Origin of the sequence: Pseudoalteromonas sp. BSi20439 (assembly GCF_000241165.1) — a bacterium.
Lineage (GTDB): Bacteria > Pseudomonadota > Gammaproteobacteria > Enterobacterales > Alteromonadaceae > Pseudoalteromonas.
The window spans coordinates 1-15147 of record NZ_BADW01000097.1 but is presented as its reverse complement, the minus strand read 5'-3'; the positions used below and the strand labels follow the sequence as shown (position 1 = coordinate 15147).

Annotated in this window: 15 protein-coding genes; 12 read left to right on the top strand and 3 right to left on the bottom strand. The window is 39.3% G+C overall.

Features of this window, described 5'->3' with window-relative positions; all coding sequences use genetic code 11:
• Positions 1-215: 215 nt before the first annotated feature.
• A complete protein-coding gene (locus tag P20439_RS08840; RefSeq protein WP_008466266.1) occupies positions 216-2690 on the bottom strand; it encodes a penicillin-binding protein 1A in 2475 nt (824 codons plus the stop codon).
• Between the two features lie 131 nt (positions 2691-2821).
• Here P20439_RS08840 and P20439_RS08835 point away from each other — a divergent pair, with 131 nt between their 5' ends.
• The 9 genes from P20439_RS08835 (at position 2822) to P20439_RS08795 (ending at position 12003) form a co-directional block, all read left to right on the top strand.
• A complete protein-coding gene (locus P20439_RS08835) occupies positions 2822-3901 on the top strand; it encodes a pilus assembly protein PilM (protein WP_008466264.1) in 1080 nt (359 codons plus the stop codon).
• Complete coding sequence (locus P20439_RS08830; RefSeq protein ID WP_008466262.1) at positions 3889-4461, top strand: PilN domain-containing protein; 573 nt, start codon at positions 3889-3891, stop codon at positions 4459-4461. The genes P20439_RS08835 and P20439_RS08830 overlap by 13 nt, the downstream gene beginning before the upstream one ends.
• The gene (locus P20439_RS08825; protein ID WP_008466261.1) at positions 4451-5053 is read left to right on the top strand and encodes a type 4a pilus biogenesis protein PilO; all 603 of its coding nucleotides are present in this window, start codon (positions 4451-4453) and stop codon (positions 5051-5053) included. Before P20439_RS08830 ends, P20439_RS08825 begins: the two co-directional genes overlap by 11 nt.
• Entirely contained in the window at positions 5053-5589 is a 537-nt protein-coding gene (locus P20439_RS08820) for a pilus assembly protein PilP (protein WP_008466259.1), read from the top strand. Before P20439_RS08825 ends, P20439_RS08820 begins: the two co-directional genes overlap by 1 nt.
• On the top strand, positions 5576-7666 hold the full coding sequence (locus tag P20439_RS08815; protein WP_008466257.1) for a type IV pilus secretin PilQ: 2091 nt from the start codon (positions 5576-5578) through the stop codon (positions 7664-7666). Before P20439_RS08820 ends, P20439_RS08815 begins: the two co-directional genes overlap by 14 nt.
• 496 nt (positions 7667-8162) lie before the next feature.
• Positions 8163-8681, top strand: coding sequence for a shikimate kinase AroK (gene aroK, locus P20439_RS08810; protein ID WP_008466255.1), 519 nt, complete (start codon positions 8163-8165; stop codon positions 8679-8681).
• A gap of 29 nt (positions 8682-8710) precedes the next feature.
• Positions 8711-9781: a 3-dehydroquinate synthase gene (gene aroB, locus P20439_RS08805; RefSeq protein WP_008466252.1), complete on the top strand. Its 1071-nt coding sequence runs from the start codon at positions 8711-8713 to the stop codon at positions 9779-9781.
• Positions 9782-11098, top strand: a complete 1317-nt coding sequence (locus P20439_RS08800; RefSeq protein ID WP_008466250.1) for an SPOR domain-containing protein — start codon at positions 9782-9784, stop codon at positions 11096-11098. It begins immediately after the preceding gene.
• Positions 11099-11151: 53 nt separating this feature from the next.
• Positions 11152-12003, top strand: coding sequence for a Dam family site-specific DNA-(adenine-N6)-methyltransferase (locus tag P20439_RS08795; RefSeq protein ID WP_008466248.1), 852 nt, complete (start codon positions 11152-11154; stop codon positions 12001-12003).
• Here P20439_RS08795 and P20439_RS18225 read toward each other — a convergent pair.
• Positions 11966-12100 carry a DUF2970 domain-containing protein gene (locus tag P20439_RS18225; protein WP_008466246.1) on the bottom strand — a complete coding sequence of 45 codons (135 nt, stop codon included), beginning with the start codon at positions 12098-12100 and terminating at the stop codon, positions 11966-11968. The genes P20439_RS08795 and P20439_RS18225 overlap by 38 nt on opposite strands.
• 55 nt (positions 12101-12155) lie before the next feature.
• On the bottom strand, positions 12156-12455 hold the full coding sequence (locus P20439_RS08790; protein ID WP_008466244.1) for a hypothetical protein: 300 nt from the start codon (positions 12453-12455) through the stop codon (positions 12156-12158).
• 274 nt (positions 12456-12729) lie between these two features.
• Between P20439_RS08790 and rpe the strand changes: the two genes are divergently transcribed.
• From rpe to trpS, 3 genes are read left to right on the top strand one after another with little or no spacing between them, the layout of a single operon-like run.
• Positions 12730-13413, top strand: coding sequence for a ribulose-phosphate 3-epimerase (rpe, locus tag P20439_RS08785; RefSeq protein ID WP_008466243.1), 684 nt, complete (start codon positions 12730-12732; stop codon positions 13411-13413).
• Positions 13413-14078: an HAD-IA family hydrolase gene (locus tag P20439_RS08780; protein WP_008466241.1), complete on the top strand. Its 666-nt coding sequence runs from the start codon at positions 13413-13415 to the stop codon at positions 14076-14078. Before rpe ends, P20439_RS08780 begins: the two co-directional genes overlap by 1 nt.
• Before the next feature lie 33 nt (positions 14079-14111).
• Positions 14112-15116 carry a tryptophan--tRNA ligase gene (gene trpS, locus P20439_RS08775; RefSeq protein ID WP_008466239.1) on the top strand — a complete coding sequence of 335 codons (1005 nt, stop codon included), beginning with the start codon at positions 14112-14114 and terminating at the stop codon, positions 15114-15116.
• Positions 15117-15147 lie beyond the last annotated feature (31 nt).

Genomic DNA, 15147 nt, shown 5'->3' with positions numbered 1-15147 from the left:
CAGGGGAAAGTAGCTCAGCATATTTTTCGAATGTATGAAAACTACCACAAGAGTTAAAAGCGACCGCTAATTCATTTTCAAAGCGCATAAAAAAATCCGATACCAGAGACAGATATCGGATTTTGAAAGCGTTAAAAAGATCAGTCAACCGATCAAAAATATTCTTAACTGATCGGCATTACGCTAATCAGCGGCCTTTTAAGCATAAGTAGCATTTAAAAGAGATCTTCTTCGGTTTTAGTACTTTCTTCAAATACATCATTTGGCTGTGATAGCACATACTTTGTAGGTGCCGTGCCTTTCTCAAAGTATTCAAAGCGGCTGGTATAATCATTTTTATGACTTAATAGCCCCGTTTCTAGGTCGATACGAATTGAAACTAACCCTTCAGGGGGTTCAATTGGCGCAGCGGGTTTACCATCAAGTGCGACTCTCATAAAATCAACCCATGCAGGCTGAGCTGTTTTAGCACCTGACTCTGCACCTGATATTTGGCCACTTGCTAAATTATTATTATAGGTTGAACGTCCCAGTGTATTTCCTGGATTATCAAAACCAACCCAAACAGAGGTCATTACATCGCGATTAAAGCCGCTAAACCAAGTATCTACAGAATCATTGGTGGTGCCTGTTTTACCCGAAAGGTCACGACGTTTTAGTGCTTGTGCACGCCAACCTGTTCCACTCCAACCTGTTTTATGAGACCAGCTACCACCCCCCCAAATTGCGCTGTTCATAGCACTGGCAATTAAAAACGCATTTTGTTTAGATATGATCTGCGGCGCGCAGTTTGGTGCTACTTGCTCACTTAGCATTAGCGAGCTAGGTGTTGTCGCTTCATCATCACAAATTACAGTCGGGTTAGTTTTAAATAAGGTATTACCCATGGCATCTTGAATTTCAGAGATAAAGTAAGGTTCTATTAAGTGGCCGCCATTAGCAAAAGCACTCATACCACGAGCTAACTCTAGTGGGGTGATGGATGCACTGCCTAATGCCAGCGATTCACTGCGATTTATATCTTCATCTTCAAAACCAAATTTAAGTAAATGATCGGCTGTACGTTGTAAACCAACACCACGTAATAAACGTACCGAAATCACATTTTTTGATTGTGCTAACGCACGGCGAATACGAATAGGGCCATTATAAATGGCGGGGCTATTTTTAGGACGCCATGCAACGCCTTGGCTTTTATCCCATTGATTTATAGGAGCATCATTTAAAATTGACGCTAAGGTGTAACCTTTTTCAAGTGCGGCAGAGTATATGAATGGTTTTATGTTAGAACCCACTTGGCGCTTAGCTTGCACAGCACGGTTATACTGACTTTGCTCAAAACTATAGCCACCCACAATAGCTTTAATGCGTCCGTCTTGAGGATCCAAAGACACTATGGCACTAGCCGCTTCGGGGATTTGGCTCAAAATATAGCTGTTATCGTCATTTTTACGCAGCCATATTTGCATGCCTGGCGATAATATATCGCTTGCTGTTTTAGGGGCAAAGCTTTGGCGATAGCGGGTAATAAACTTACGTGCCCACTTCAGATTATCCCAAGTTAATGTTGTACGTTCGCCGCTTTTGAGTATTACTTCAACGCTTTTGTCGTATACATTTAAAACTGCAGCAGTTTTTAAAGGGCCTAGTTCATTCACTTCTTTTAATATGTTTAATAGCTTAGGCTCAGAAGGTGCAGGCTCTGTTTGTGGATCCCATAAAATGGCTTCAGGCCCTCTAAATCCATGACGCATATCATAGGCATGTAAATTATTGACTAACGCTGTTTGTGCCGCCTGTTGAACATGTGATTCAACAGAAGTAAATACTTTGTATCCCGAGTTATAGGCTTTATCTATTCCGTAGCGCGACACCATTTCAGCACGTACCATTTCTGAAATATACGGCGCATACAAATCAATTTCAGCACCATGGAAATACGCGGTAATAGGTTGGTTTATTGCTTCGTTATATTGTGCTTTAGAAATATATTTTTCGTCTAGCATTCGTCCCAATACCACATTTCTTCTGGCTTTGGCTCGCTCTGGATTACGAATCGGGTTAAGTGCTGAAGGCGCTTTTGGTAAACCTGCAATCATTGCCATTTGTGCAAGAGTTAACTCTTTTAGTTCTTTACCATAATAAACTTGAGCGGCTGCACCAATACCAAAAGCTCGATTACCTAACTCTATTTTATTTAAATAGAGCTCAAAGATCTCATCTTTTGAAAGTAAGTTTTCGATATGGATGGCAATAAATATTTCTTTTACCTTACGAATGTAGGCTTTTTCTCGTGTTAAGAAAAAGTTACGAGCCAGCTGCATCGTAATTGTACTGGCACCTTGCTTCTTTTCACCGGTAGAAATAAGCACCAGCGCTGAGCGAACAATACCAATTGGATCAATACCAATGTGGTCATAAAAGCGATTATCTTCAGTTGCTAAGAAAGCGTGTAACAAAGGCTCAGGAATTTGGTCTATAGTTACAGGAATTCGCCTTTTTTCACCAAATTGGTTGATTAAAAGCCCATCTTTGGTAAATACTTGCATAGGCGTTTGTAATTGCACGTTTTTTAAAACCTGCACGCTGGGAATATCGGATTTAACGTAGTAATAAAGGCTGAGCAATGTAATTAGTGCAAGTAATGCACAAATGATCAAAAATTGTAAAGTTCTTTTTAATAAAATCACTGATATTTCCCTAAACGGACTCCCAATTACAGGTTGAGACTGCTAGTATATATTGATTAAAAATTGAATAATATTTTTTAAGATATAAATTATAACCTGTTTATTATTAAAACAAAGGCAAAGTTGCAAACATGCTAAGTCAATTAATAAAAAAACCATCGCCTATGATGGTGGGTATTGATATAGGATCGCACTCTATCAAGGCCGTACTTTTAAGTGAAACAGAAACTGGGCTTCGACTAGAAGCACTTGCAATTGAACCTATGCCAAAAGGCGCTATGAGCGAGCGTAACATTCAAGATATTGAAGCAATTGGCAATGTGATAACCAAGTTAAAACGAAAGTTACCAAAGTCACTCAAATTTGCTGCTGTTGCTGTTTCAGGGCAAACAGTGATTACCAAAGTTATTTTCATGGATGTTTCCTTAAGCGACGCTGAATTAGAGTCACAGATTGAAATTGAAGCCGACAGCTTGATCCCCTATCCGTTAGATGAAGTTAGTCTTGATTTCGAAAAACTCTCAACTAACAGCGCCGATCCGAGCAAAATTAATGTCTTACTTTCTGCAGCGAGAACGGAAAGTGTGGAAGCGAGAGTAGGCGCGCTAAGCGCAGCAAACTTAACGGCAAAAGTTGTCGATGTTGAAAGTTATGCGCTAAGCCGGGCTATGAATGTCTATTATCAACAACTTCCATCAGATGCGTTTGATAAAACGGTGGCAGTGGTCGATATTGGTGCTGTGCTCACATCAGTGAGTGTGGTGCAATCAGGTGAAACAATTTATACCCGTGACCAAGTATTTGGCGGCGACCAATACACAAACAGTATTGTTGCTTACTACAATAAAGGTTTTGATGAGGCCGAAATTGGTAAAACAACGGGTGATTTACCGCCTAATTACACATTTGAAGTGTTAGCACCTTTTCAAACCTCGTTATTACAGCAAGTTCGTCGTGCTGTGCAAATGTTTTTAACCACAACAGGTAAAGAGCAGTTAGATTATATTGTACTGACGGGCGGTTCAGCCATGATTAAAGGCATTGATAGACTGTTAATTGAAGAATTAGGGATACATACGGTTGTTGTAGAACCATTTGATAAAATAGAAATATCACCTAGAGTTGATCGTAATATAATACAGCGTCACCGCACTCAATTTGCAATTGCGACTGGCCTGGCGTTGAGGAGTTTTTCATCATGCCACATATAAATCTATTACCTTGGCGTGAATTACAGCGTGAGCAGTCTAAAAAGAAATTTATAACACTGCTGATGGCAGTCGTTATTGTTTGCTTTGTGACTATGTATGCGCTGAGTGCATTTTATAGCGGCCTCAAAGAAGGGCAAATGCTAAAAAATAATTACCTTAGCTCAGAAATTACAATGCTCGATCAAAAAATTCGCGATATACGTGATTTAGACAAGAAAAAAGAAAACCTACAACAACGTATGCGATTAATTGAGGAGTTACAAAGCAGTCGTAACTTAGGTACGCAAATAATGGATGAAGTGGCTAAAATAGTACCTGCTGGTGTTTATTTAACCAAGCTTGAGCGCAAGGGCAGTCAAATTCATGTATTAGGAAAAAGCGAATCTAACAACCGCTTATCTACTATGCTCAGGCAGGTGCAAAGTTCTTACCTATTAGAACGCCCAATTATGCAAGGTATTGTTGCAGGCGACCAATCCTCTCGTTTACTCAGCGATTTTAATATGGAATTTTACGTAAAGCCATTTGGCCAAATAGGTGAGGTGCGTAATGAACCTTAATCTTAAATCGTTTACAGAGATAGATTGGAATGAAATAGAGCTAGATAATATAGGCGAGTGGCCAGTTATTGTAAAAGCAATATGCGGCGCTTTTGTTGCTTGTCTCATATTGTTTTTTAGCTACAGCTTATTAGTGTCGGATGAAATTGAAAGTTACCATAATGCGGTAGCCAAAGAGATAGAATTACGCACAACCTACCGAACTAAATATGCAGTTGCCAGTAAGCTTGATATTTATCGTGAACAAATGATTGAGATGGAAGACAAATTTTCTCAGCTATTAAAGCGCCTACCTACCTCAAACGAGACGCCAGGATTATTAGACGATCTTTCCTATGTGGGTACAACCAGTGGTTTAACATTTTTAAAAATTGGTTGGTTACCAGAAGTTGAAAAAGAGTTTTATACCGAGCTACCCATTAAAATTGAAGTGGTAGGCACTTATCATGAGTTTGGTGAATTTGTAGGAAAAGTAGCTCAGTTACCAAGAATTGTAAGTTTACATGACTTTTCTATTTTATCATCTGGCGAAAAGCAGCTAACATTCAGTGTAGTAGCAAAAACTTATCGTTATGAAGAGGGGGTGAGATGATGAAGCAACTTCTCTTTTTAACGACCGCAATATTGTTGCTCAGTGGCTGTAACGAAGATACATCTGAGCAAAAAGAATTTATTGATCAGGTTAAAGCAAACACTACTGCGCGTGTCGAAAAGATACCTGAGTTGGTTAAGTTTGAACACTTTGCATATAACGCTAAAGATTTACGTAGCCCTTTTGTAGCACCAGAACCAGAAATTATACAAAATAAGCTAACACAAGTTAAAAACTGTCTTCACCCAGATCCAGAACGTGTTCGTCAGCCTCTGGAAAAGTACCCATTAGATAATTTAGCAATGAAGGGCACAATAGGATCGAACGGCAAAACATGGGCGCTCATTACAGCTGCTGATAACACCTTACATCGAGTATCTATAGGGAGCTATTTGGGCACCTATGACGGAAAAGTAAGCAGTGTTAATAGTGACTATATTGAATTAGTAGAATTAATCCCTGATGGGTCAGGTTGTTGGAAAGAACGTTTGACCAAATTAGAAATGTTAGAGGCGGCAACCAATGGCGCAAGTTAATAAGAAAAATGGTATTCCCTATATGCACAAAGATGAGTGTTCACACCACCGTATTTTAACGATTTTGTTATTTGTATTTTTATTACTCATGACTAAAACGGTTAGTGCAGCCCCTTTACTCTATGACGTCCGATATAACCCATTACTTAAAGGTGAAACCGAGTTACAACTGGTCTTCGATGAAGAATTACAGCAGCAACCTGATGTACAAGTTTTTAATAGTCCGGCACGTATAGAGCTTTTATTTAATGCAGTTGAGCTAGATGAAGGGTTGGCAAATATTGCGATTAACCAAGCAGGAATAAGTAACATCAGTAGCATGATGACCAGTGCGGGTTTAAAGGTAACCATTAACCTAGAGCGATTAAAAATTTATGAGACTGAGGTTAACAACAACTTAGTTTCAATAAGAATATCTGATAACCCACTGACAGAACAAATAGTAACAACCAGTGAAGATGGACCTGCTTATACCTCTAGTTATATTAATGGCATTCAAGCTATTGATTTTCGCCGTGGTGAAAAAGGTGAGGCTAAAGTGCTTGTTTACCTGCAAGATACTCAGGCGGCTATTGAGGTTCATGAAAGTGGTGGGAAGATAATTGCAGAGTTTCATCATACCGATATTTTAGATGACTTATTGTATGAATTAGATGTTCTTGATTTTGGTACTGTCGTAAGCAGTATTGAAACATTTAAGGAAGATAACCTTACACGTATTGTGATTGAACCTAATACTGCCTTTGCTTACACGTATCAGCAAATTGAAAATATTTTTACCTTAACGGTTGAGAAAGATGAGACTCAAAATGCATTCTTAGATGGGGGGAAAGAATACTTAGGTCGCCCTATGACGCTTAACTTTCAAGACATCCCTGTTCGCTCCGTGTTGCAGATTATTGCAGGCTACAATGACTTTAACTTGGTAACCAGTGACTCTGTAACAGGTAACATTACCCTTCGTTTAGATGGCGTTCCATGGGACCAAGCGTTAGACGTAGTGCTAAGAATAAAAGGCTTAGACAAACGTATGGATGGCTCTATTTTAATGGTAGCGCCATCTGAAGAACTTGCTGCCCGTGAAGCAAAAGAGTTAAAAGCTAAGCAACAAGTTGAGGATTTAGAGCCACTCTACAGTGAATATATCCGTTTAAATTACGCAAAAGCAGAAGATTTTGCCGACTTATTAAAAACAGACACCAATAGCATTATTACAGCTCGAGGTAGTGTTTCTGTTGATCAACGTACCAATACGTTATTAATGAAAGACACTGCAAAAAGTATTGAAAGTGTTCGCCGAATGGTCGAAACCTTAGACATCCCAGTCAAACAAGTGGTCATTGAAGCGCGAATGGTAACCGTGCGTGACAACGTAACAGAAGACTTAGGGGTTCGTTGGGGGTTCAGTGATCAACAAGGTTCTGATGGTATTTCGGGTACCTTAGAAGGGGCTGAAACGATTTCTAACGGCATTATTCCTAGCCTTTCAGATCGACTTAACGTTAATTTACCGGTAGCGAATCCATCGGCAAGTATTGGTATGCATATAGCCAAACTAGCAAATGGAACATTGATTGATTTAGAGCTAACTGCGCTCGAAGAAGAAAATAAGGGTGAAATTATTGCGAGTCCGCGTATCACTGCTGCCAACCAGCAAAAAGCGCGTATAGAGCAAGGTACTGAGATCCCCTATGTGGAATCTGCTTCAAGTGGTGCAACAACCGTGAGCTTTAAAAAAGCAGTGTTGAGTCTAGAAGTGACACCTCACATCACGCCAGACAACAAAGTTATTTTAAACTTAATAATTACTCAAGATACCCGTGGAGATACCGTTCAAACAGGAACTGGCCCTGCAGTTGCCATTGATACGCAACAAATTGAGACTCAAGTTCTCGTTGAGAATGGACAAACGGTAGTGTTGGGTGGTATTTTCCAACAGCAAATTATTAATTCGACCAAAAAAGTACCTTTATTGGGCGACCTTCCTTATGTAGGAAGACTATTTAAAAGCACAAGCGAGTTTAATGAAAAGCGCGAACTGCTGATTTTTGTCACACCTAAAATCCAAATAGACTAATTACCTAACCTGAGCTCTGCTTGAGATAGATTACTATTCAGGGCTCAGGTTATTCAAACTATCTAGGTTGCACAACAAACCAGACGGTATTGGCATGTCATTTAGTTATCTTGGTGTGAACACTCCCTGTAAATGTACAATTAGGCAGTATATAGTTTTTTATGTACTGTACTGCGGATGCATTTTAAGGCTGCGTTTATGTTGTTTGTAACTGAGTTTTTTGTGAAAATTACCATACAAAAGCGTTTACGAAGTAACACGTAGTAACCTTAAGTTGCATAAATTTTAACCCTAGAAGATAAACTTGCCTATAATAAGGTGCTTTTTTGTTAACCAATGGGTAATTATTTAGTTTAATTGCTCGTTATATGGCTTTTTATCCTAATTGACTTGAAATACCCGACCGATTACTGAGATAATCCCTTTCTTAATTTTGGGGCCAGGTCGTTAGGCGGGGTTTTATTTCAAATTTTAGAGTTCGTTTGTACTAAAAGATATGGCTGAGAAACGTAATATATTTCTAGTTGGCCCCATGGGGGCTGGCAAAAGCACGATTGGTCGTCACATCGCTGACCAATTACACCTTGAATTTGTTGATTCTGATCAAGAAATCGAACGTCGCACGGGCGCAGATATTGCCTGGGTATTCGATCTTGAAGGTGAAGAAGGCTTTAGACTTCGTGAAGAATCTGTTATTGGCGACTTAACCGAGATGCAAGGTATTGTTCTTGCTACGGGTGGTGGCTCAGTAATGAGTAAAGAAGTTCGAAACAAGCTTTCGGCTCGCGGTATTGTAGTATACCTAGAGACTCCGATTGAAAAGCAAGTTGCACGTACGCAACGCGACAAGCGTCGCCCATTACTGCAAACAGAAGAAGCACCTCGTGATGTACTTGAGCGCTTAGCAGAAGAGCGTGAACCATTATATAAAGAAGTAGCTGATTTTGTTGTACGCACTGATGAGCAGAGCGCGAAAGTTGTTGCTAACCAAATAATCGAGAAATTGGATTTTTAAAAGCCAGTATTAAAAAGGACTAACCCAGCATGCTTGAATTAACTGTTAATTTAGACGAGCGAAGTTATCCTATTTATATTGGTCAATCTGCACTTCAAGATACAGGCCGTCTAATACACCATATTGGTGATTGTCGGCCTATCATCATTACTAATGACACTATTGCACCGCTCTATCTTCAGCAGTTGCTTAATTCATTAGCACAGCAAAATCCACTTCATTTTATTATTCCAGATGGTGAGCAATATAAATCACTCACTTGGTTTGAAAAAATATCAGCATTCTTACTTGAAAATAACTGCGGACGTGATACCTGTTTAATTGCATTAGGTGGTGGCGTAGTTGGTGATTTAACTGGTTTTGTTGCTGCTTGTTATCAGCGTGGTGTGCCTTTTATCCAAATACCTACCACGTTACTGTCTCAAGTTGATTCTTCAGTGGGTGGTAAAACAGCAGTTAATCACCCGCTGGGTAAAAATATGATAGGGGCTTTTTACCAACCCCAAGCTGTGTTTATAGATACGCGTTCGTTACATACTTTACCTACCCGTGAATTTGCTGCTGGCATGGCTGAAGTTATTAAGTACGGCCTCATTTACGATACTGAGTTGTTTGCTTATTTAGAGCAAAATATCATTCAATTACAACAGTTAGATGAAGCCTGTTTACAGCATGTTATTTTCAGATGCTGTGAAATTAAAGCGCTCATCGTTGCACAAGATGAGAAAGAGCAGGGCCTGCGTGCGCTATTGAATTTAGGGCACACGTTTGCCCATGCTATAGAAGCGCAAATGGGGTACGGCGTGTGGTTACATGGTGAAGCCGTAGCTACAGGTATGGTGCTTGCTGCCAAACTTGCTCATACTCGTAACGACTTAACACGGCAAGATGTAGAGCGTATTACCACACTAATAGCAGCGTATAAATTACCAATCGAAATCCCTAGCAATATGACCAGTGAACAATTTTTACTGCATATGCGCAAAGATAAAAAGAATAAAAAGGGGACTATCCGATTTATTTTACCCACCGAATTTGGTCAGTGTGCATTAGTTGATAATGTATCTGATGATCAAGTTAGAGCATTGATCGAGCAATAAATGCAGTCACAAATTTTACCAAGCCGTGCGGCTTTGGTGGATAGAATCGCATTGCAATTTGAATATGGTCAAAACCTAATTGTTTTATTGGGTACCTCTGGTCTAGGTAAAAGCTATTTGCTTGAAACCTTCATTACTGATAAATATAACGATTTTAATAAAGCGTTTGTGCAAGTTGGTGCACAGATGACTGATGTGCAATTAATGACTCAGTTATTAGAACAAAGCTTTAATGCCCCTTTAATTGACCACAATCTAAGCTTATCGCAAAACTATTATCAATTAGCGCAACAACAACAATGTGGCGCGTGTTTATGGGTGATTGATGGCGGTAGGCACCTATCTGAAGAACTCATTGCAGAGCTTGAGCTGTTATCAAAAAATGCGCCTAATGTGTTGTATATTATGATTGCATCACAGTCTAAATTAGCATTCAAAGATGCAGTTAATATTCATTTAGAGCCATTAAATATAGTTGAAAGTAAGCAGCTCATGGGATGGTATTTTACGAGCTTACCTTATGATGAAGATCCTGTCTTTCAAACCTTTTTAGTTGAAGCTCAAGGTAATCCGAGTTTGTTATTAGCCTGGCAGCCTAGCGAGCAGGTTGCTGATATTGTAGTTAAAGATAAGGTTTCTTGGCGCTTACAGCTACTAACACTATTACTAATAATTATGTTGTTGATCATTGGTCTTGTGTACAAAGCTGATATGACCCAGTGGTGGGAAAGTGCCAATCGCCAAATTGATGAGCAAGTGCTATCAACCGCTATTACAACTGAACAAGCAATTGAAAATAAACCACAGCAGTTCATAGCGCCTAAAACTATTGAGCCGCCAGCAGCTGTCATTCAAAAGCCCACTCAAGACAACACCATTAATAATGTTCCAGCGATAGTCGGCAGCTTAACGCAAGCAACGAGCGTTGTTGAACAGGAAAAGCCGGCATCAAAACCCGTTGAAGAAAAACCTATTACTAAACCTGAAAAAACAAAGTCGCAAAACCCAATAGTAAAAATACCCAGTAATTGGTACTTACAACAGCCTGAAGATAATTTTGTTATTCAGCTCTTAGCGGTAACTCAGCAGCAGGTAGGTAATGAGTTTATTGTTAAACATAAGCTAGAAAATATCGCTAATACCTACCAAACTAAACGAAATGGTAAAATGTGGTGGGTGGTAACTACAGGCAGCTTTGCTAACTTAAATGAGGCAAAACAAGCACTGCAAGCACTTCCTGCTGAGGTTAGAAAAAATAAACCTTTCTATAAAAAAATTAGTAAAATAAAACAAGAAATTGCACGAGTTGATCAGTAAACTCAGTAACTTTAGTGTAAAATCGCGCAACACCGAATTGAAGTAAAGAGCCAATGCAGCAAAAGAGTAGAGCCTTCCTTAAATGGGCTGGCGGAAAATACAGCCTCGTTGAAGATATTAACGCGCGACTAAATCAAGCAAGTAAGAATGCTGATACCTTGGTTGAACCTTTTGTTGGTGCGGGCTCAGTGTTTTTAAACAGCAATTTTAAACACTATGTACTTAACGATATTAATGCTGATTTAATCAATTTATATAAAGAGCTCAAGCGTTCGCCTGATGAGTTTATTAGTGATGCCAAAAAATTGTTTGTTGATTTAAACAACCACTCAGATGCGTATTATGATTATCGTGTGCAGTTTAATCAAAGTAGCGATGTATATGAACGAGCCATCTTATTTTTATATATGAACCGTCATGGTTATAACGGATTATGCCGCTATAACTTAAAGGGCATTTTTAATGTGCCTTTTGGTAAATATAAAAAGCCTTATTTTCCTGAAAAAGAAATGTACTTTTTTGCTAGCAAAGCGCAACAGGCTACATTTACCTGCCTAGGCTACGATGATGTGTTTAAACTGGTGCCTAAAAATGCGGTGATATATTGCGATCCTCCTTATGTGCCATTAAGTAAAACAGCATCGTTTACCTCGTATGCTAAAGGCGGATTTAACTTAGACGATCAGGCTAATTTAGCTAATTTGGCTGAACAAGCGGCATTTGAGAATAACACACCAGTCCTTATTTCAAATCACGATACGGTATGGACACGCAAAATTTACAGTCAAGCTTCTTTGGATAAAATTCAGGTTAAGCGCACGATCAGTCCAAAAGGCGGTTCACGAAATAAAGTAGATGAGCTAATGGCTATGTACTTAGCACCGAAGTCACGGTTGCATAAATAGCCAGCACAAATAATACAAAAAGTACCACGGCAATGGCTATTAATGTGATAGGAGAGTGGTGTTTAAAGTCTGTTTGACGTTTATCTTCAGATTGCACACCAAAAAAATGCAGCTAGCACACTTTGTAAAGCGCTAAAAAAATGCTGCATTAATTAAAATAATGGTTTGATAGAAGAGGGTTTGTGCTTGTCATCAGTACCCGTTAATAACTCTAGCAAATCTAGGTAATGAAACTGAGCACTGCGGCTATCGCCGGTTAACCAAGAAGCCCAAGAGGAATCTTCTTCAATTTGAATGCAACGGTTAACGCTATGATTAATAGCGCTAGTTTGTTCTTTATGAATACAAGTGTTGGCTGAGCTTAATTCTTGCTCAGTATTTGAAGAAAGCGACGCTGCTCCAATAATGACACTTACCGACGTGATTAATAATCCAATTTTAAAAGCACGCATAATATAAACCTAATAATTTAGTTCTGCGCGCAGCATAACAAAACCTGCTTAAATAATACACTTTATTTTTAGCTATATTTATAGCTAATCATATCTCGGAATTTGTTTATAAGCGTATTTTATTTTTCTTAGTTCGCGCAATTAGTTGTTGTTACGGTAAATAAAAGTTAGTGACTAGCGTTGCTAATATAGCGCTATTTTTAAAGGCGCTACTTGGGTAACATCGTTAATTAAGTTACATTAACGCCATAAATTCTTCATTAATGGATTAGCAATGCTAAATTGTGAACAAAAATACTTAATAGCGCCCTCAATTTTATCTGCAGATTTTGCACGCCTTGGCGAAGATGTCGACAAAGTTTTAGCTGCAGGGGCTGATGTTGTCCATTTTGATGTAATGGATAACCATTACGTACCTAACTTAACAATAGGTCCAATGGTGTGTAAAGCACTTCGCGACTACGGTATTAAAGCCCCGATTGATGTTCACCTAATGGTAAAACCGGTAGATAGTTTAATCCCACAATTTGCCGAGGCGGGTGCGTCAATTATTACCTTTCATCCAGAAGCCAGTGAGCATATTGACCGTACTTTGCAGTTGATAAAAGATCAAGGCTGCCAGGCAGGTCTAGTTTTTAACCCTGCAACGAGTTTAAGTTACCTCGATCACGTAATGGATAAAATAGACGTTATTTTATTAATGTCGGTGAATCCTGGGTTTGGTGGGCAAAGCTTTATTCCACAAACACTTGAGAAACTGCGAGAGGCAAAGCAACGCATTATTGATTCTAGGCGTGATATTCGTTTAGAAGTTGATGGCGGTATTAAGGTAGAGAATATAGCAGCTGCGGCTGAGGCGGGTGCTGATATGTTTGTTGCAGGCTCAGCTATTTTTAATCAGCCTGACTATAAAAGCGTAATTGATGAAATGCGCCAACAATTAGAAAGTATTAAATAATGAAATATGATGCGGCACTATTTGACCTAGATGGCACGCTAGTTGATAGCGTGTATGACTTATATATGGCCTTAAATCTAACGCTAAGCGATTTAGCGTTTCCCATAATCAGTCAGCGATTAGTTGAAAGCTGGGTAGGTAATGGTATTGAGGTGTTAGTTAAAAGAGCTCTTTGCGGCGATATGCAAATTAGTGAGCACCTTGACGAAGTATTAAGCGAACGAGCTATCAACCTGTTTTATCAACATTACAGTGAGCAGGTCGGTGAATACAGCGTGTTATATCAGCATGTTGAAACGGGTCTTGCTGCTCTCAGTGGTATGCCTAAAGCACTTATTACTAATAAAGCACGCCGCTTTACTGAAATGCTTTTGGATAAGCTCGCTATTCGCAGTCATTTTGAGGTAATAGTGTGTGGCGACGACATGGCAAAAAAACCGTCACCTGAGCCGCTATTATTTGCTTGCGATGCATTAAATATTTCGCCTGATAAAGCGATTATGATTGGTGATTCAAAGAGTGACATACTCGCAGCTCAAGCCGCTAATATTGATGTGATAGCTCTTACATACGGGTATCATCAAGGAGATCAGCTAGGGGATTATAATCCGCAGTACCTATGCGATAACTTCTTAGCTATAATACCGACACTAACGCAGCGTTAAGCATTTTTAATTAAGTAAAAATAAAGGAAAATCATGAGTAAACCAGTAGTATTAAGTGGCATGCAGCCAACCGGTGGTATGACAATAGGCAACTATGTTGGCGCTATTAACCAGTGGGTTAAGCTACAGGAAGAATATGATAGCTACTTTATGCTTGCAGACTTGCATGCAATTACCGTACGCCAAGACCCTGAGTTATTGCGTGGTCGTGTACTCGATGGCGTTGCTTTATATACGGCGTGTGGCATTAACCCAGAAAAAGCGGCATTATTTGTTCAATCTCAAGTGCCAGAACATGCACAACTTGGTTGGGTATTAAACTGTTATGCGCAAATGGGTGAGCTTAATCGCATGACCCAGTTTAAAGATAAGTCGGCAACGCATGCTAATAATATTAATGTTGGGTTATTTGCTTACCCAGCTTTGCAAGCGGCTGATATTTTACTATACCAAGCAGATAAAGTGCCTGTTGGCGAAGATCAAAAGCAGCACCTTGAGTTAACGCGTGATATTGCTAATCGTTTTAACAATGTATACGGCGAGATTTTTACGCTGCCAGAACCTTATATTCCTGAGTTTGGTGCGCGAGTAATGAGCCTACAAGATCCACTGAAAAAAATGTCTAAGTCTGATGAAAACCCAAATGGCTTTATTATGATGTTAGACGAGCCTAAAAAGATTGAGAAAAAGCTTAAAAAAGCGGTTACTGATTCAGACGAGCAAGCACGCATTTATTTTGATCGAAGTGAAAAACCAGGCGTTTCTAACTTACTTACGTTATTAAGTGTTGCAACTAAGCGTCCAATCGAAGAGTTAGTACCTGAATACGAAGATAAAATGTATGGCCACTTGAAAAAAGACACCGCAGCAGCTGTTGTCAGCATGATAGAGCCAATTCAGGCTCGCTTTAAAGAAATACGTGAAGACCAAACATTATTAAATAACATCATGAAAATGGGGGCCGAGAAAGCTAGTGCCCGTGCTGAGAAAACATTAAAAGCAGTTTATGATGCGGTTGGATTTATTCCACGTCCATAAGCTTGTTTATTTGCAGATACAAAAATGCGCT